Source organism: Pseudomonas sp. Pc102 (assembly GCF_018408275.1).
Classification (GTDB): domain Bacteria; phylum Pseudomonadota; class Gammaproteobacteria; order Pseudomonadales; family Pseudomonadaceae; genus Metapseudomonas; species Metapseudomonas tohonis.
This window is the reverse complement of sequence record NZ_AP021905.1, coordinates 516,135-533,579: the sequence shown is the minus strand read 5'-3', so window position 1 is coordinate 533,579 and position 17,445 is coordinate 516,135. Positions and strand designations below refer to the sequence as shown.

The window sequence follows — 17,445 nt, the reverse complement described above, 5'->3', positions numbered from 1 at the left end:
AGGTGAAGCCGCCTTGCGTCACGACCGAAAGCCACTTTCGCGGAGGCCGCCCAGCGCGCCCCGCCACTGAGGAGTCAACGATGGATATCACTTCCACCCTGAGTCTGGGCGATCCGCTGGACCCGGCGCGCAAGGCCACCGCCGAGATGCTCCGCGAGCGCGACCACAGCTTTTCCCTGCCGCAGCCGTTCTACAACGACGAGCGCCTGTTCCAGATCGACATGCAGGAGATCTTCCACAAGGAGTGGCTGATCGCAGGCATGACCTGCGAGATCCCAGCCAAGGGCAACTACCTGACCCTGCAGATCGGCGACAACCCGATCATCGTGCTGCGCGGCGCCGAGGGGCAGGTGCATGCCTTCCACAACGTCTGCCGCCACCGGGGCTCGCGCCTGTGCGTCAGCGACAAGGGCAAGGTCGCCAAGCTGGTCTGCCCCTACCACCAGTGGACCTACGAGCTGGACGGCCGCCTGCTGTTCGCCGGCACCGAGATGGGGGCCGACTTCGACCTGAAGGACTACAGCCTCAAGCCGGTGAAGGTGAAGACCGCCGGCGGCTACATCTTCATCTCCATGGCCGAGAACCCGCCGGCCATCGACGACTTCCTCTCCACCCTGGCCCATTACATGGAGCCGTACGACATGGAGAACACCAAGGTGGCCGTGCAGACCACCCTGATGGAGAAGGCCAACTGGAAGCTGGTGATCGAGAACAACCGCGAGTGCTACCACTGCAACGGCTCGCACCCCGAGCTGCTCAACACCCTGCTGGAATGGGATGACGTCACCGACCCGCGTGCCAGCCAGGCCTTCAAGGACCAGGTCGCCGCCTGCACCACCGCCTGGGACGCCGAGAAGATCCCCTATGCCCACGCCAGCTTCGGCCTGCGCAACCGCATCGTGCGCATGCCGCTGCTGCAGGGCACCGTGTCAATGACCATGGACGGCAAGCAGGGCAGCAAGAAACTCATGGGGCGCATCAAGAACCCGGACCTGGGCTCCATGCGCATCCTCCACCTGCCGCACTCCTGGAACCACTGCATGGGCGATCACATGATCGTCTTCACCGTGTGGCCGATCAGCGCGCAGGAAACCATGGTCACCACCAAGTGGCTGGTGCACAAGGACGCGGTGGAAGGCGTGGACTACGACGTGGCGCGCCTGCGCGAGGTGTGGGACGCGACCAACGACCAGGACCGCCGCCTCGCCGAGGAGAACCAGCGCGGGATCAATTCCACCGCCTACCAGCCGGGGCCCTACTCCAAGACCTATGAGTTCGGCGTGATCAATTTCCTCGACTGGTACAGCGAGCGCCTGCTCAACAACCTGGGCGACGTCCCCGCCACCCGCCTGCGCCAGGTCGGCGAATAAGGCGATGAGCCTGAGCCTCGGGTTCGTCCTGCTGCTCACCCTCTACACGGCGCTGGCCTGTCGCAAGGGACGGCGCCACGAGGCAACACACTGAGGTCCCGCAAGGGACACACTCGCCCCCACCAGGTCGTCGGCCCTGGCGGGGGCTTTTTTTGCACAGGCCCCGCGCGCACCACGCCAGGCCAGCAGGCCCCGACGGCCCGGGAAACCGGCACGGAGCAGGACACGAGCGGCCTTCCCAAATGGCGTGAGCCTATGCGCCTGGGCGCTGGCAGGTCTTGAGCAGGCGGCGGATGGCCTTGTTGATGCTGCGCTTGCCCAGGTCCTCGACGGAGAACCAGCGGCAGTCGGCGATCTCGTTCAGCGGCGTGGGCTGCTGGGATTCCGGCATCGGCGCTTCGAAAACGTAGTGAAGGGTCGTGTACAGCTCCAGGGGCGCGATGTAGTCGAGGGTCTCGACCGCGAGCCCGGTCTCCTCCACCAGTTCGCGGAACGCCGCCTGCCCGGGCGCTTCGTCCGCCTCGATCCGGCCGCCTGGCAACGTCCACTTCGACTTGGGTTTGCGCACGAAGAGGATCTTGTCTTCCATGCGGCAGATGACGGTCGCCCGTTCTTTGATTGCCCTGCCCATCTGCTCACCCCCTGCCACTGCATCGAAAGACCGGAACGGTCACGAAAACCCTCGTAACCAAAGCAAGAAGGGCGCCAGACAAGGCTGGCCCCCACACGAGGACGCGCCTGTATCTAACGTTAGGCGCCCTTGGCGATATTTGCCTCGCGCAGAGGCTTGGAACAGGGCCTTCCGGGGAAGATTCCCGGTCTATTTACCGTGGCAGGCGAACCCGGCCCGTGCTTCAAGTGAAGGCACCCGCGAAAAGCCGGCAGGAAACGAGGCGTGGATGTGCAGAAAGACCGGAAGCCCGGCGGAAATTTCGGCAAAGCGGATGGTCGAGTATCCCACGTGCCACAAGGAAGTTTGTAGGTCGGATTAGTCCGACTCACCACCGAACCGGACCGGGTTCACAGCCTCGCGCCAAAGGACGGGGATAATGCGAAACCATCAGGCTCCTACAGTTAGAACCTACAAAAAATCCGGATCGCCAAAGTCTGGATCGTAGGAGCCATCTGATTTTTACTCAGTTCAGCCTGTAAGGAGTGCTGAGATGAAACGACTACTGAATATTCCCCTCCTCGCCCTCATCTGCGGCGCCGGCCTGACCCAAGCGGAAAACGCGTCACCGGCCCTAGGACAGATCACTTTCGTAGGAAGCATCTGCAAGGACCTTTGCGATACCCCTACAAGCACCTGGCTCGAGCATGTAGGACGCCGCAGCGGCCTCAGCCCCATCGGCCGATCGGAACCCGGAGCGCGTGGCAACTGCGCCGGCCTGGGTGAAACCACTTCCGTCAGCATGAGCACCATTGCGTCCCGCACGGGCGACGCCGGGATCATCACGGTGGTCTACAACTGAGGCCGCATGCCGAGCACACCGCGAACGCCGATCCGGTACGCGGGACTGCGAGCCGCCATCACACAGGGTCGTGCATGGCGGCAAGGCAGGAAAGACTCGCTTGACCGACCAGCAAGCCGGCACGACAGCTGGAGTCCGCGACCATCGACCTGCGGGGGCACGCCTGCTTGCACGCCGGTCGAGACCGAGCGGGGATGGTCCAGGAGGCGGGATGAGGCTGGCGCGCCTGCGATCGAGTGGCGGGGACGCCGACTCGGAACCCAGTGGTGAGGGATCGCCTGCCGACCAGGGTTGCAACAGCACCGGCCGAGCGCCCGCGCATAGGCATGGCGAGCCGCACGGCCGGCGGGATCATTCGGCTAGCGCGATCTCGGTCCGCCCACCGAGCGTGACGCAGCGCACCTCGACCTGTTGGTAGCTGGGGTCGTCCGGGTCCTGCTCCGGCAGGTGGTAGTCGACCCGGCAGGCCTTGTCCGGCCCTTCGCCCCAACGGACGATCAGCACGCCCTCACGGGGGAGCCCGCGCAGGAATGCCCGCCCCCCCTGCCCCACCATGGCCAGGGACACGCCCTGAGCATCGATGACGTCGGAGCCCAGCGGCGGGAGCTGGCCATCTTCACGAAGGATGCGCAGCAACACCGGCACGCCGGTGATGGTCGGGTAGCTGAGCATCACCACGGCACCATGGCGCGGAGCCACCGCCTGCTCGGTGATCTGCAACTCGACATTGCGCAGGGTGCCGACCGGGTCGATCACCACCTGGTTGTGGCGATAGGGTGCGAGGCTGCCGACCACCGCGTAACCGTTGCTGCCGACACGGGCGTTCATGTCGTTGCTGACATAGGCCCCTTCCGCCCCCTTGGCCTCGACGACAGCAAAGGTTTCGCTTTGGCTTTGGGTGAAGTTGATCCCGCCCGGGTGTGCCACCAGGCTGCCACCGATGCCGACGCTCTGCTGACGGTAACCGGTGCCCTCGCTGTAGCTGGCGTTGAGTGCCGCAGCCGGAGCGAAATAATGGACACTGCCGCCGGCGCTGCTGGAGCGGTCGCCCTGGTCGCTGCTGCGCGAGCCGTAGAGGCTGTAGTTCATCTGCGAGCGCTCGCCCGCTACGCCGCTGAGGCTGGCCTGGGTGTTGCTGCGCTTGCCGGCGTGGCTGACGGAAGTACTGAGGAAGGGCGAGCGCACATCGCGCCCCAGGGGCACGCTGAAGGACAGCAGGTACTGGTTCTCGTATCCCGAGCCCATACGCGTGCGGCCTGCCGAGGTACTCATGGTTCCCCAGTTGAAGCCGTTGGAATAGCCGGCCTGGAAGGTCATGTCGCTGCGCTGCCCGGCGTTCCAGTAGTTCTGCGCCGACCCGCTCAGGTAAAGACTGCCGAAGTTCGCACCCAGGGGCTGGCTGATGTTGGCCTGCAATCGGCTGCGCTGGCGGTAGAGGCGGCTTTCGGGGTTGCCGACGGACTGCGCGTAGTCGCCGAACTCGAGATATCCCTCGCTGGAGAAGCGGTAGGCAGCCAGGGTGAAGTTGGTCTGGGTGCTGTCCAGCAGCTTGCTGTAGGTGACCCGGTAGCTCTGGCCGCTCCTGGGGGCAGAGTCGGCGACGGGACGCTCGGCGACATGCGAGCGGGTGACATCGAATGCGACGGCCCCCAGCCCGTTGCTGATCGCGACACCACCCTGGGCGGCCATGTACTTCTCGGCCACGATGCTGCCCAGATAGCCGGTGAAGGCATTGGTCACGCCGCGTTGGTAGGTACCCATGACGAACTTTGGCGATGCGTCCAGGCTGCGGTCCCGGTACTCGCCTGCGGTCACGCTGAAGCGCGAAACCCCGGGGCGCAGCAACTGCGCCACAGAGGCATAGGGCACGACGAAGGAGCGCTGGCGGCCATCGGCCTCGGTCACCGTCACCTCGATGTCACCGGAGTAACCCGAGTCGTAGAGGTCGTCGATGCTGAAGGGGCCGGGCGCCACCGTCGCCTCGTAAAGCACCGATTGCCCCTGGCGCACGGTGACCTTGGCGTTGGTTTCCGCCACGCCCCGGATCACGGGGGCGAAACCGCGCTGGGAGTCGGGGAGCATGCGGTCGTCGGAACTGACCTGCACGCCTCTGAAAGGCACGCTGTCGAACAGCTCGCCAGGCGTGTAGTAGTCACCGACCGTGAGTTGCGAACGCAGGCCGGTTAGGTCGCGCTGGGCATAGGTGCTGGCGTTGCTGTAGTGGCTGCGGGTAGGGCCGCCATCCTGGCTGGAGCGGTTGTAGTAGCCGTTGGAGCGCAGGCGCCAGTCACCGACATTGAGGCCGTTGTTGAGGCCCAGGGACAGCTGGTTCGAACCGACGCCGCCGCTGTGGCTGCGGTAGCCGCTGGCGTTGTAGCCGATGAAGGCGGCCGTGACGCCGGCATCCCAGTCCCGGGGGTCCACATGCCCGCGTGCCTGTCGCCCCAGGTACGCCTGCGGGATGCTCAGGTGGGCGCTCAGCTCGGACAGATCGACCTCGACCTGCGCCTGGGGCACCAGGCGATCCAGCTCGACGCAATCCTCGTTGTCCGTAATCGACTGCCGAGCGGCCTGGGGGTCCGGAAGGTTCGCCAGCTCGATGCCGAAGGCGCCGACGTGCTCGGGCTTGAAGCAGTAGCGCTGGATGACCGCAGCGCCCTCGCCCTCGCTGACAACCCGCAACTCGTGCCGCCCCTTCCAGGTCTGGTTGACATAGATATCCAGGAGATAGGTGCCGGGAGGCAGGGCGTTTGCGTTGGCGAAGCGCGACAGGTCGACGGCCTCTTCCGCACCGCTACCGAAGAACGCCGGGTTGAACACGGCATAACGGGCCGGGGAAACGCCTTCGTCCGCGTCCACCTGGCTCCAGTCGCTGAGCGCCAGGGAGGCAAGGACCACGGCCATGACCTTGAGCCGTCCGCCACGGGGCGCGAGACGCACCCTGCGAGTGCCACGCGTAGCCGATCCCGGATACCTGTCTGAAAGAGCTTTCATAGTCGTACCTGGCGCATCGATGAATGGCGCGCGAACGATCGAGGGGCGTCAGCGCCTTGCGCGCACGAGCCGCCTGCTCACGGCTCCAGCCTCGCCTCGTGCCCAATGGATGAGCCGTAGTCGTTGATCCATTTCGTCACCACCGTGGCGGCCGCTCCCCGCTGCACCGCGCCCGGCAGGGGGAAGTCGCGGCTTCCGAGCGGCGGCACCATCCCATCGCCGGCCTGGTGCGCCCGCCCGCCGACGTTCAGCGAGACATCGCTGAACGACACATGGAAGGCGCTGGGGTTGCTCGCTCGCAGCACGCTTTCCGCTCCGTTCTGCACCAATCGCCAACTGATCTGCTGCGCCGCTTCGGACGCGCTGCCCGGCAAGCCGGACGGCCGATAGAACAGTTTCAGACGAGTGCGAATGGCGAACTGCATGGAGTTGCCACTGTCCGCAGCGGGTTGCGGCGGAACATCCAGGAGGTTGAGCCAGAACACCGTCTCGCGGTCAGTGGGCAGTGCCTCGCCCGTGAACGCCAGGCGCAGGCTCTGTCCCTTGCCCGGGTCGAGACGGAAGATCGGCGGCGTGAGCAAAAAGGGCGCGTCGGCCTGCTCTGGCCTGCTCGACGGGTCCCCGCGATCGATCCAGGCCTGCACCAGGGACGGCTCCTTGCCGTCGTTGCTCACCCGTACGCTGATTTCCTGCTGCTTGGCGGGATAGATGAAACGGGTGCCGTTCACCACCATGCCGGCCTGCACGCTCGGCAGGAAGGAGGCGATGAAGAGTGCGGCGATCAATCGGGTGATCCTTGCGGTGGGATGCATCTGTTTTTCCTGAATGGCCGCCGCCCGGGGGGGGCCGGGCGGGTGGCGATTGGTCCTGATTCGTGGCGGGGAAGGCGGGAACTAAGGCCGCAGTGGCGGCGCGCCTTTTCCCGGGGGAGGATGATATCGAGCGACACACCCGCAATCCGGCATCGAGCGCCAGGGAAAACCGTAGGAAAAATCCTCAAAAAGCCAGGAAAAGGCCGTCAACTCCAAAAACGAGGCAGGGGTCGGATCCGGGGATGCGCAAAGTCAGGGCGCGGGAGTACGCAGGGGAGGCCCTTCGCCAGGGAGGGCCCGGCTAGGAAGCGGTGCTGTTGGCCAGGTCGTTGCGCCGGGCGAATTCGATCAGTTCCAGCAACGAGCCGAGGTTGAGCTTCTGCTGGATGCGGCTCTTGTAGGTACTGACGGTCTTGTTGCTGAGCAGCATCAGGTCGCCGATCTGCTTGTTGGAGAGGCCCGCCGCCAGGTACTGCAGCACCATCAGCTCCTGGTTGGACAGACGTGCGACCAGCTCGGCCTCGCTGGTCAGCGCGGTCTGGCCCGCCTGCAATGCATCGGCCGGGTAGAAGGAAAACCCCGCGCTGATCGAGTTGATCGCAATCACGAGGTTCTGCAGGTCCTCTTCCTTGCTGACGAATCCCTTGGCGCCCGCCTGCATGCAGCGCTGGCAGAAGCTCTCGGCGGGTTGCGAGGTGAGCACCAGCACATGGCTGTCGAGCCCCAGGGCGCGGATGCGGGCGATCACCTTGAGCCCATCCAGGCGCGGAATGCCGATATCGAGGATGACGATGTCGGGCTCATGCTGGCGGATCAGTTGCAGCGCATCGACACCGTTGTCCGTCTCCGCAAGCACCTGCATGCCATTGCGTTCCAGCAGCATGCGCACGGCGAGGCGGATGACGGGATGATCGTCGACTATCAGGGCACTTCTCATGTCGGTCTCTTCCGGGGCGACGCGGGCTCGACGCCGAAGCACGGCAACCATGGCCACGCCCAAGCACTGATGAAATTTCCTACAAATTTCCGGGAATCTTCGCCTAGCTCGTTACCAAGCCTCCTAAGTAACGTGACCGGCATCACAAATCTGCCGAGCGAAACCCGATGAAGAACATAAGCATTCTGGTGCTGGAAGACGAACCCTTCCAGCGCCTGCTGGCGATAGCCGCACTGGAGAGAATGGGTCTGGACCGGATCCATGGAGCGGAGGACGGCGACCAGGCGCTGGCCATGCTACAAGCCTGCGGCGGTGTCGACATCGTGCTCTGCGACCTGCGCATGGCCGGCATGGATGGCCTGGCCTTCCTGCGTCATGCCAGCCAGCGAGGCCTGTTGCGCGCGGTGATGCTCGCCAGCGCGGTCGAGCCGGTACTGCGCCAGGCCACGATCTCGATGATCCGCTGTCTCGGCGTAGAGTTCCTCGGCGACCTCGGCAAACCGTTCGACATCAACCGCGCCGCCCGCCTGCTGCGCGGCTTTGCGCCCGATCAGGAGCAGTTGCCAGCATCACCCGAGGTAGTCGAACTGCCGTCCCTGGCGGAAATAGCCGAAGGCTTCGAACGCGACGAGTTCGAAGCCTGGTTCCAGCCCAAGGTCGACATGAACGATGGTGCGTTGCGTGGTGCCGAGATGCTCGCTCGCTGGCGCCATCCCCAGCACGGCATCCTGTCGCCCGCGCAGTTCCTGCCGCAGATGGAAGCCAGCGGCCTGGTGGACCGCCTGTTCTGGCGGTTGCTGGACCAGGGGCTCGCGGTGCAGCAGGAACTGGCGCTGGAGAGCCGCCAGGTCGAGCTGGCCATCAACATCCAGCCCATCCAGCTGGGCGACCGGCAGATGGTCGAGCGGGTGGCCCGGCGACTGATGGACAGCGGCCTGCCCGGCGAGGGGTTGACCTTCGAGGTGACCGAGACGGGCCTGCTGCGCGCGCCGGCGACCAGCCTGGAGAACCTCGTGCGCCTGCGCCTGATGGGCTGCGGCCTGGCCATGGACGACTTCGGTGCCGGCTACTCCTCGCTCGACCGGCTGTGTGCGCTGCCCTTCAGCCAGATCAAGCTCGACGCCTCGTTCATCCGCAAGCTGCAAAGCCAGCCCCGCTGCGGCGCGGTCATCCGCAGCAGCGTGACCCTGGCCGAGGCGATGGGTATTTCCCTGGTGGTCGAGGGCGTGGAGACCCTGGAGCAGAAGACACTGTTGATGGAGCTGGGTTGCGTCCAGGCCCAGGGCTACTACTTCGCCCGGCCCATGGATGCGTCGGCCTTCCGTCGATGGATCGGCGATACCCGCCCACCGGCGACCACCCAGCTTTCGTCCTGACGCCCTCGACGGCTCAGGGCGCGGGTGCCGCAGCCCCTTCGGTCAGGTAATCACTCAACTCCAGTTGCAGACGTTCCAGCGCGCGCACCAGGTCTTCGACACCCCGGCGCAGGCCATCAGGGGTACTGGGCACCGCGCAGGCCGCCATCAGCCGCTGGCACGCCGCGATGACCTCCTCGGCCCGTACTACGCGGGCCGCGCCAATCAACCGATGCGCCAGCTCGGACAGGCCCGCGCTATCACCCCGCTCCAGCAACATGCCGAGCAGGGCGAGGTCCTTGCCGTTGGTCGCCATCAGTTCGCCCAGCAGGTTGCGCACCAGCAGCGGGTCGCCGCCGGTCAGGGGTTGCAACGGGGACAGGTCGAACAAGCCGGTGACCGAAGGGCCCTCCGCCTCGAGCAACTCCCCTTCGCCGACACCGAAGACCCGCTGCAGGGCGGCGAGCCCGATGGGCTTGGCCAGGCACTCGTCCATCCCGGCAGCCAGGCCCCGCTCGATCTCGTCGGCCTGTGCATCGGCGGTGAGCCCGAGGACCAGCGTGCGAGGCCGAACGCCTTCGCGCTCCTCGCGGCGTATCGCCGCCGTCAGTTCTGCCCCACTCATGCGGGGCATGTGGCAATCGGTGGCCACCGCGTCGAAGTGCCGGGCGCGCCAGCGTTGCAGGGCGTCCTGGCCATCCGCCGCCTCCTCGGCCTCGTGACCGAGGAAAACCAGTTGCTGCTGGAGAATCTGCCGGTTCACCGGGTGATCGTCGACCACCAGCACCCGCAGGCGCCGCGCCGGGCCGGCCAGGGGGCTCGGCGTGGGCACGGGCTCGGGAACGGGGTCGAGGCGGTGCAGGCGCAACTCCACCTCGACCCGCGTACCGCGCCCCGGCTCGCTGTCCAGGGCCAGCCGCCCCCCCATCATCGTGCAGAGCGAGCGGCAGATGACCAGGCCCAGGCCAGTGCCTTCGGCCAGTTGATCGGCCTGCTCGATCCGGGAGAAAGGTTGGAACAGCCGCGCCTGGTCCTCGGGCGCGATGCCGATGCCGCTGTCCTCCACCACCAGCACCACCCGCAGCATCCCGGGCTCGGCGAGGTCCCCCGTGACCCGCACGCCGACCCGCCCTTCAGGGGTGAACTTGATGGCATTGCTGACCAGGTTGGAGAGGATCTGCTTGAAGCGCATGGCATCGACCAGGACATCGCCCTGGATGCTCGAGTCGATTTCCAGCACCAGCTCCAGGCGCTTCTGCCGGGCCAGGCCGTCGAACACCCGGGCCACCGACTCCACCAGCTCGCGCAGGTTGGCGCGCGCCGGGGCCAGGCTCAGGCGTCCCGCCTCGATGCGGGCGATGTCGAGGATGTCGCCGATCAGGGTCAGCAGGCTGCGGGCCGACCCATAGGCCACCTGGATGCCGGCCGGGTCGATCGGGCCGTGCTCCGCGCGCTTGAGGGCCAATTCGAGGATGCCGATCACCGCGTTCAGCGGGGTGCGGATCTCGTGGCTCATGGTCGCGAGGAAGGCGGTCTTGGCTCGGCTGGCGTCGTCGGCCAGGTTCTTCGCCTCCTCCAGCTCACGGACCAGATGATGGTGCTCGGTGATGTCGATCCAGCCGCAGATCACGCCCTTGACCGCGCCGGTCGAGTCCTGGAAGGGCTGGGTCCAATGCTCGATCCACAGCCTGCGCCCGCCCAGTTCCAACTCGTGCACGCCACGCACCAGTTGCCCGTCGACCATCGCCTTCAGGTAGCCCTGGTGGAAGAGCGGCGCCGCCTCGAAGGCCAGGGGCAGCTCCGGGGCCGTCGTCCCCAGAATGTCTTCGCGTGCCAACCCCAGGGTGTCCAGGTAGCTGCGGTTGCACGACAGCAGGCGGCCCTCGACATCACGCACGAAGACCGGTTGCGGCATGCAATCGATCAGCGTCTCGATGAAGCGCAGCTCGTCGTTCAGCTGCCGCTCCGCCGTCATGCGCTTGCGCACCTCGCGGCGCAGGCGCAGGCCCCAGGCCAGGGCCAGGGCCAGCAGCACCAGCGCACCGATCACGATCTGCAGGATCAGCTGGTTGTAGTCACGCCAGGTCTGCGCACTCATGGCCGGGCTGCCGCGCCAGCGATTGGCGGCAGCGTTCAGCTCGTCCGGGGCCAGGCTCGCCAGGGCCTTGTCGAGGATCGACTGCAGCTCGACATCGGCCCGGCGCATGGCGAAGTTCGCCGTGGCCGGCTCGATGGGCACCAGCTCAGCCACCGCCAGGCGATTGCGGAACAGCCGGACCACGTAGTAGCGGGCCGTGGGCAGCGACACCAGGGCCGCATCGGCGCCGCCGCCGTAGACCAGGTTCATCGCATCCAGCGTCGAGCCCGCCTCGACGATTTCGGCACCGGGGTAGGTGTCCCGCACCTCCGCCAACGCCACGTGCCCCCTGGCGATGGCGAGCCGCTTGCCCTCCATGCCGTCGAGCGGTTCGGCGAGGCCGTCGTCGCCGCGAGGCGCCACCAGCACGAAGGGGTTGGTCATCACCGGGCGGGTGAAGCGCAGCAGCGCCTCGCGTTCGCGCCCCTGGCTGAGGATCGCGAGGTCGGCGCTGCCTTGCTGCAGGCTGCTGATCTGGTCGGTAAAGCCACCACGACGGCTGATCGCCTCGAAGCGCAGGCCGGTGCGAAGGGAGGTCATTTCCAGCAGGTCGGCGGTGATACCGCGGAACTGGCCCTGGGCATCGAAGAAGGCCATGGGCGCCATGTCGTCGTCGATCACCAGGCGCACCACCGGGTGACGCTCCACCCAGCGGCGCTCTTCCTGCGTCAGGGGCAGGGGCTCCAGCGCCGGTATCACGCCGCTGCCGATCCAGCGCCGGGTGATCTCATCCAGGCGCGAGCGGCCAAGGGCATGGAGCGTGGCGTCCAGGCCGCGCAGCAGCGGGGCATCGCCCGAGCGCACGATGAAGGCCACGCCATCGGCCTTGAGTTCGGCGAAGCGCTCGAAGCGCACCATCCCGTGGAAGCCCCGGTTGATCCGGTAGTAGGCGGCGAGCACATCGCCGAGGTACAGGTCGGCCTTGCCGAAGGCCACCGCGGCCATCGCCCCGTCCACCGAATCCGCGGCCACCAGGCGCGCGCCGGGAAATCCCCGGTGCAGCGCCGGGTCGCCCAGGTACTCGGTGGTGGTGACCACGGTCAGCCCGGCCAGGTCGGCGGGAAACTCGCGCGTGTCCTCCTGGCGTCGGAACAGCGCCGCGTGCTCGATGGCGAAAGGTTGGCTGCGCGCCACGCTGGCACCACGCAGGCCGTGGCTGGACGCGGTCGTCATGTCGATCTCGCCCGACTCCAGCGCCCGCGCGAGGGCGGCCTGGTCCGGCAGCTCGCGCAGGACGATGCGCATGCCCAGCATTTGCCCGACCAGCGCGGTGGTGTCCGCCGTGATGCCCTCGAAACTGCCGTCGCGCTGCAGCATCGCCATCGGCGCCTCGGCGTCGCCGGCCACCCCGAGCACCAGGTCGCGCTTCTGCCGCAACCAGTGCCAGTCGCTCTCGGATACGGCCAGCTCCTGCTGGTCGACCTGCAACTGGCTCGACAGATGCAGGGGCGCAGCTCCCACGGGGGCGGATTCAACCGCCATCGGTGACAGCAGAAAGAGACCCAGCAGGAGCGCCCGGGCGGATACGCAAAACCACGAAATGCGGCGCAACGTGGCGACCTCCTTCTGCCTGCTGGATTGGAACAATGCCCGTTACAGGAAGTGACTGATATTCAATGACTGAGGAAGCCTAAAAACTTGCCTACATGAATTGTAGGAAACTTCCCAAACAACCGATCACGGCGCGCACCGCGAATATACTTCTCGCCTCACATATTCAGCCAATTCCATGAGCGGCCAAGCCTAAAAGCCTATGGCAGCTCGTGTCGCCTCGTCTGGCGTACGCAATAAACATTAGGAATTGTCTGAACGACATCAACATAACTTCTGAAGAAATATCCCATATGCAAAGACAGTCCGATACGGACTACCGCCGGCTATGGATAACTTGTTCGCGCCGCCTCTACCGGTAATAGCAAGAAAACCAATCGGAAGAAGTGCCAACCCTGTTTCGAACGGCTTTGTGTGCGTGCCGTGGAGCAACGGGAAACTCACCAAGGAGAAATGAACGGATGAGTAAGATCCTGCTTATCGACAACCAGCCCATGATCCGCTTCGCCACACGCGTCCTGCTGGAGCGTGAGGGCTACGACATCGTCGGCGAGACCGAGAACGGCGTGGAAGGCCTGAGCCTGGCCCGTTCGCTCAGACCGGACCTGGTCATCCTCGATATCGCCGTGCCCAAGCTGGACGGCATGGAGGTACTCACCCGCCTGGCGGCGATGGACGTCAACCTCAAGCTGCTGGTGCTGACTTCACTGCCCGCGGCGCTCTATGCCAACCGTTGCCTGCAGGCCGGCGCCACCGGTTACCTGTCCAAGCAGGAACAGGCCGTCAGCCTGATCGCCGCGACCAAGTCGGTGCTTTCCGGCTACAGCCTGTTCCCCAGCACCGTGCACCTGCCCGTGCCGTCCCAGGCCGGCGAGGACACCCAGCTGCTCGACAGCCTGTCAGACCGCGAGCTCGCAGTGCTGCAGAACCTCGCCAACGGCAAGAACAACAAGGAGATCGCCGAGCAGCTGTTCATCAGCCACAAGACGGTGAGCACCTACAAGTCCCGCCTGATGGACAAGCTGAAGACCCGCAACCTGGTCGACCTCATCGACTTCGCCCGCCGCTACGCCCTTCCCACGGCCTGACCGGGCGGCCCGGGCTCAACGCGCGGGTGGCAGGCCGATGACCCGCGCGACATGCACCGGCAGTGGCAACTGCCGGTGCGCCTCCACCAACCCCGCCACGCACCCGGCCACCGCTTCGGCGAAGGGCGCCGATCGCGCACTCTCGCTGTCCACGTTCATCAGCATCTGCTCACTCGCCGCCAGCAGCTCATCGCCGCCGGGGTAGTACAACCCGTGGTGGATGTGCAGGCGCTTGGCGTCGCTGGCCAGTAACTGGGTGCGCACCTCCACACGTGCACCCAGCTTCACCTCGGCGAGGTAGTTGAGGTGGCACTCCAGGGTATAGAGCGTATGCCCGGTCGAAGCCCTCCCCGCCTCGTCGAGGCCGATGCGCTCCATCAGCGCGTCGGTGGCGTAGCTGAAGATCAGCAGGTAGAAGGCGTCGCGCAGGTGGCCGTTGTAGTCCACCCACTCGGCGGAGATGAGGGTGCTATAGGTGGTCAAGGCGTGGCTCATGGGGCGGTTCCTGGCGATAGGCCCTCCGTGAGGGAAGGGCCGTTGGGTAGGGGCGGGAAGCGGTTGGCGCCTCAGTCGGCGAAGGCGAAGCCGTGTTTTTCCTTGGTCGCCTTCACCGCGTCCAGCACCGCCAGCAGGCAGTCATCACGATAACGCTCCAGTTCGGCGATGCTGCGCGAACCCTGCTGCTCGCGGGTGCCCTCCACCACGCTGTCGATCAGCGACTCGGTCAGCTCCGGGGCCGGCAGGTAGGTCCAGGGCAGTTGCAGCGCCGGACCGAACTGCGCCATGAAATGGCGCATGCCCGCGTTGCCGCCCGCCAGGGTGTAGGTGAGGAAGGTGCCCATGAAGGACCAGCGCAACCCCGCGCCGAAGCGGATCGCATCGTCGATCTCGCCGGTGCTGGCCACGCCGTCGTTGACCAGGTGCAGCGCCTCGCGCCACAGCGCCTCCAGCAGGCGGTCGGCGATGAAGCCCGGCACCTCCTTGCGCACGTGCAGCGGGCGCATGCCCAGTGCGGTGTAGACCTCGATCGCCGCCTGCACGGCTTCGGGCGCGGTCTTCTCGCCCCCCACCACCTCCACCAGCGGCAACAGGTAGACCGGGTTGAACGGGTGCCCCACCACACAGCGCTCCGGGTGCACGGCGTCGGCGTAGAACTCGCTGGGCAGCAGCCCGGACGTGCTGGAGCCGATGATCGCCTCCGGGCGCGCCGCCGCGCTGATGCGGGCGTGCAGGTCGAGCTTCAGGTCAAGCCGCTCGGGCGCGCTTTCCTGGATGAAATCGGCATCGCGCACGCATTCCTCGACCGTCTCGACGAAGCGCAGCCGCTCCGGGGAGGCGCCGGGCGCCAGCCCCTGCTTCTGCAGCGCCGGCCAGGCGTTGGCGATGCGCGCACGCAGGGCGGCCTCGGCGCCGGGGCCGGGTCCCAGGCGACGACGTCGAGGCCGTGGGCCAGGGCACGGGCGACCCAGCCGCTGCCGATGACGCCGCTGCCAAGGGCGGCGAAGGTCTTGATGTGGGTGATGAAGGCCATGGTGGCTCCTGGTCTGTGTCCGCTATGGGGTTCCCGGGCCGAAGCCCGGCTACGGGGGAAACGTCAGCCGCGACGCTTGAGGTTCATCTTCTCGCGGCCCTCGGCCGGGCTCAGGGCGCGGCCGCCGAGGCGTTCGATGATCTCCACCGCGCGCTCCACCAACTGGCCGTTGCTGGCGTGCACGCCACGGTCCAGCCAGATGTTGTCCTCCAGGCCGACGCGCACGTTGCCGCCCAGCAACATGGCCTGGGCCACCATCGGCATCTGCGAGCGGCCGATGCCGAAGCCGGCCCAGGTGGCGCCCGGCGGCAGGTTGTCGGCCATGGCCTTCATGGTGGTGGTGTCCGCCGGTGCCCCCCAGGGGATGCCCAGGCAGATCTGGAACAGCGGGTCGTCCAGCAACCCTTCCTTGAGCATCTGCTTGGCGAACCACAGGTGGCCGGTGTCGAAGATTTCCAGTTCGGCCTTCACGCCCAGCTCGGTGATGCGCTTGGCCCCGGCACGCAACTGCGCCGGGGTGGAGACGTAGATGAAGTCGCCATCGCCGAAATTGAGCGTGCCGCAGTCCAGGGTGCAGATCTCCGGCAACAGCTCCTCGACGTGCTTGAGCCGCTCCAGCGGGCCCACCAGGTCGGTGCCGGCGCCGAACTCCAGGGGCTGCTCGCCCTTGCCGATCTCCAGGTCCCCGCCCATGCCGGCGGTGAGGTTGATGATCACGTCGGTGTCGCTTTCGCGGATGCGCTCGACCACCTCGCGGTAGAGCGCCACGTCGCGGCTGGGCTTGCCGGTGCGCGGGTCGCGCACGTGGCAGTGGGCGACCGTGGCGCCGGCCTTGGCCGCCTCGATGGCGGAGGCGGCGATCTCCTTCGGGGTGACCGGGATGGCCGGGTGCTTGCCGACGGTATCGCCGGCGCCGGTTACCGCACAGGTGACGATGACTTCATGGTTCACGGTTGCAACATCCTTTCTCGGGGCGATCGGGTGCCGTGCGCGGCGGGCCGCGCACGGGCGTGGGTCGATGACTGTTGTGATGCGTCGGGTCTTACTTGAGCGAGGCGATGACCGTCTCGGCGCCGTCCTTGCCGTCGAAGGTGGTCACCCCGGCTAGCCAGGCCTTGACCACCTCGGGGTTGGCCTTGAGCCAGTCGCGGGCGACCTTGGCCGGCGCCTCGCGCTCCATGATCGGCTGCATCAGGCGGCTCTCCTGCTCGCTGGAAAAGCGCAGGTTGGTCAGCAGGCGATCGGCGTTGGGGCAGCGCTGGGCGAAGTCCGGTGCGGTGACGGTGGAGACCGTGGCGGCGCCGTCGTTGGGGCCGAACACGTCATTGCTGCCGGTGAGGTAGGTGATCGGCATCTGGATGTTCATCGGGTGCGGCTTCCAGCCGAAGAACACCACCGGCTTGTGGTTCTTCACCGCGCGCGACACGGCGGTGAGCATCGCCGCCTCGCTGGACTCCACCAGCTTGAAGCCGCCGAGGCCGAACTGGTTCTCGTCGATCATCTTCTTGATCGCCGTGTTGGCGCCGGACCCCGACTCGATGCCGTAGATCTTGCCGCCCAGCTGGTCCTTGTAGCGGGCGATGTCGGCGAAGGTCCTGAGCCCCTCCTCCGCCGTGTAGGTGGGCACGGCCAGCACCGCCACGGCGTCGTCCAGGGACGGCTGCGGCGCCACCTTGACCGAGCCGCTGTCGAGGAAGGGCTGGATGTTGTCATCCATGATCGGCTTCCAGTAGCCGAGGAACACGTCCACCTGCTTCTTCTGGATGCCGGCGAAGATGATCTGCTGCGACGCTTGGGTCTGGGTGGTTTCGTAGCCGAGGCCGGCCAGCAGCTCGGAAGCCACGGCGGTGGTCGCGACCACGTCGGTCCAGCCGACCGCGCCGATGCGGATCTTCTGGCAACTGGCGTCGTCCGCCGCCATCAGGGCGGAACTGAACAGGGTGAGAAGACAGCAACCCGCGAATGCGTTGAGACCTTTCATCGAATGCTCCCCTACAGCCATACGGTTATCGGGCCGCGTGGCCCGTCTGTTGTTGTGCCGGGGCCAGTCACGCCCCGCCGTTCGCGGGCCCTGCTGCACCCGTGGCAGCCAGATTACGCAGCGCGCCCGGGGGCAAATCGAACTAAAACGACCGAATGTTGAACGAGAACGACCACCTGCATTGCCTTGCGCCGCGTCCTGCCTTCTAGTGTGGCGA

Annotated in this window: 12 protein-coding genes and 1 pseudogene; 4 read left to right on the top strand and 9 right to left on the bottom strand. The window is 66.5% G+C overall.

All coding sequences use genetic code 11. The annotated features are described in order from the left end of the window. Positions 1–80: 80 nt before the first annotated feature. Positions 81–1,370 carry a glycine-betaine demethylase subunit GbcA gene (gene gbcA, locus PHLH3_RS02515; protein ID WP_213628063.1) on the top strand — a complete coding sequence of 430 codons (1,290 nt, stop codon included), beginning with the start codon at positions 81–83 and terminating at the stop codon, positions 1,368–1,370. A gap of 253 nt (positions 1,371–1,623) precedes the next feature. Here gbcA and PHLH3_RS02510 read toward each other — a convergent pair whose 3' ends face one another. Beyond that, a complete protein-coding gene (locus PHLH3_RS02510) occupies positions 1,624–2,001 on the bottom strand; it encodes an NUDIX domain-containing protein (RefSeq protein ID WP_213628061.1) in 378 nt (125 codons plus the stop codon). 532 nt (positions 2,002–2,533) lie between these two features. Between PHLH3_RS02510 and PHLH3_RS02505 the strand changes: the two genes are divergently transcribed. Further along, positions 2,534–2,842 (top strand): hypothetical protein, encoded by a 309-nt coding sequence (locus tag PHLH3_RS02505; protein ID WP_213628059.1) that lies wholly within the window; start codon positions 2,534–2,536, stop codon positions 2,840–2,842. Between the two features lie 351 nt (positions 2,843–3,193). Here the strand turns inward: PHLH3_RS02505 and PHLH3_RS02500 are convergent, their stop codons facing one another. The 3 genes from PHLH3_RS02500 to PHLH3_RS02490 all read right to left on the bottom strand — a co-directional run bounded on the left by PHLH3_RS02500 (position 3,194) and on the right by PHLH3_RS02490 (position 7,585). Next, positions 3,194–5,746, bottom strand: a complete 2,553-nt coding sequence (locus PHLH3_RS02500) for a fimbria/pilus outer membrane usher protein (RefSeq protein ID WP_244862972.1) — start codon at positions 5,744–5,746, stop codon at positions 3,194–3,196. A gap of 167 nt (positions 5,747–5,913) precedes the next feature. Then, positions 5,914–6,648 (bottom strand): fimbria/pilus periplasmic chaperone, encoded by a 735-nt coding sequence (locus PHLH3_RS02495; protein ID WP_213628055.1) that lies wholly within the window; start codon positions 6,646–6,648, stop codon positions 5,914–5,916. A gap of 301 nt (positions 6,649–6,949) precedes the next feature. Further along, complete coding sequence (locus PHLH3_RS02490) at positions 6,950–7,585, bottom strand: response regulator (RefSeq protein WP_213628053.1); 636 nt, start codon at positions 7,583–7,585, stop codon at positions 6,950–6,952. 167 nt (positions 7,586–7,752) lie between these two features. Between PHLH3_RS02490 and PHLH3_RS02485 the strand changes: the two genes are divergently transcribed. Beyond that, positions 7,753–8,961 carry an EAL domain-containing response regulator gene (locus tag PHLH3_RS02485; RefSeq protein ID WP_213628051.1) on the top strand — a complete coding sequence of 403 codons (1,209 nt, stop codon included), beginning with the start codon at positions 7,753–7,755 and terminating at the stop codon, positions 8,959–8,961. Positions 8,962–8,974: 13 nt separating this feature from the next. On the opposite strand, the gene PHLH3_RS02480 is transcribed toward PHLH3_RS02485, so the two are convergent. Continuing rightward, positions 8,975–12,559 (bottom strand): transporter substrate-binding domain-containing protein, encoded by a 3,585-nt coding sequence (locus tag PHLH3_RS02480; protein WP_213628049.1) that lies wholly within the window; start codon positions 12,557–12,559, stop codon positions 8,975–8,977. A 530-nt stretch (positions 12,560–13,089) separates the two neighbouring features. Here PHLH3_RS02480 and PHLH3_RS02475 point away from each other — a divergent pair. Beyond that, positions 13,090–13,716, top strand: a complete 627-nt coding sequence (locus PHLH3_RS02475) for a response regulator transcription factor (protein WP_111259609.1) — start codon at positions 13,090–13,092, stop codon at positions 13,714–13,716. Between the two features lie 15 nt (positions 13,717–13,731). Here PHLH3_RS02475 and PHLH3_RS02470 read toward each other — a convergent pair whose 3' ends face one another. The 4 genes and pseudogenes from PHLH3_RS02470 to choX all read right to left on the bottom strand — a co-directional run bounded on the left by PHLH3_RS02470 (position 13,732) and on the right by choX (position 17,228). Continuing rightward, positions 13,732–14,211, bottom strand: coding sequence for a thioesterase family protein (locus tag PHLH3_RS02470; RefSeq protein WP_213628046.1), 480 nt, complete (start codon positions 14,209–14,211; stop codon positions 13,732–13,734). A gap of 71 nt (positions 14,212–14,282) precedes the next feature. After that, positions 14,283–15,247, bottom strand: a pseudogene (locus PHLH3_RS02465) (L-carnitine dehydrogenase). Positions 15,248–15,310: 63 nt separating this feature from the next. Next, positions 15,311–16,198 carry a 3-keto-5-aminohexanoate cleavage protein gene (locus PHLH3_RS02460; protein WP_213628044.1) on the bottom strand — a complete coding sequence of 296 codons (888 nt, stop codon included), beginning with the start codon at positions 16,196–16,198 and terminating at the stop codon, positions 15,311–15,313. A gap of 91 nt (positions 16,199–16,289) precedes the next feature. Continuing rightward, positions 16,290–17,228 (bottom strand): choline ABC transporter substrate-binding protein, encoded by a 939-nt coding sequence (gene choX / locus PHLH3_RS02455; protein ID WP_213628043.1) that lies wholly within the window; start codon positions 17,226–17,228, stop codon positions 16,290–16,292. Positions 17,229–17,445 lie beyond the last annotated feature (217 nt).

What these genes read in the sequence shown, in the direction of transcription:
- PHLH3_RS02495 (WP_213628055.1), bottom strand. Translation starts at nt 6,648, where the DNA reads ATGCATCCCACCGCAAGGATCACCCGATTGATCGCCGCACTCTTCATC.
- choX (WP_213628043.1), bottom strand. Translation starts at nt 17,228, where the DNA reads ATGAAAGGTCTCAACGCATTCGCGGGTTGCTGTCTTCTCACCCTGTTC.
- PHLH3_RS02485 (WP_213628051.1), top strand. Translation starts at nt 7,753, where the DNA reads ATGAAGAACATAAGCATTCTGGTGCTGGAAGACGAACCCTTCCAGCGC.
- PHLH3_RS02470 (WP_213628046.1), bottom strand. Translation starts at nt 14,211, where the DNA reads ATGAGCCACGCCTTGACCACCTATAGCACCCTCATCTCCGCCGAGTGG.
- PHLH3_RS02510 (WP_213628061.1), bottom strand. Translation starts at nt 2,001, where the DNA reads ATGGGCAGGGCAATCAAAGAACGGGCGACCGTCATCTGCCGCATGGAA.
- PHLH3_RS02475 (WP_111259609.1), top strand. Translation starts at nt 13,090, where the DNA reads ATGAGTAAGATCCTGCTTATCGACAACCAGCCCATGATCCGCTTCGCC.
- gbcA (WP_213628063.1), top strand. Translation starts at nt 81, where the DNA reads ATGGATATCACTTCCACCCTGAGTCTGGGCGATCCGCTGGACCCGGCG.
- PHLH3_RS02480 (WP_213628049.1), bottom strand. Translation starts at nt 12,559, where the DNA reads ATGGCGGTTGAATCCGCCCCCGTGGGAGCTGCGCCCCTGCATCTGTCG.
- PHLH3_RS02490 (WP_213628053.1), bottom strand. Translation starts at nt 7,585, where the DNA reads ATGAGAAGTGCCCTGATAGTCGACGATCATCCCGTCATCCGCCTCGCC.
- PHLH3_RS02505 (WP_213628059.1), top strand. Translation starts at nt 2,534, where the DNA reads ATGAAACGACTACTGAATATTCCCCTCCTCGCCCTCATCTGCGGCGCC.
- PHLH3_RS02500 (WP_244862972.1), bottom strand. Translation starts at nt 5,746, where the DNA reads ATGGCCGTGGTCCTTGCCTCCCTGGCGCTCAGCGACTGGAGCCAGGTG.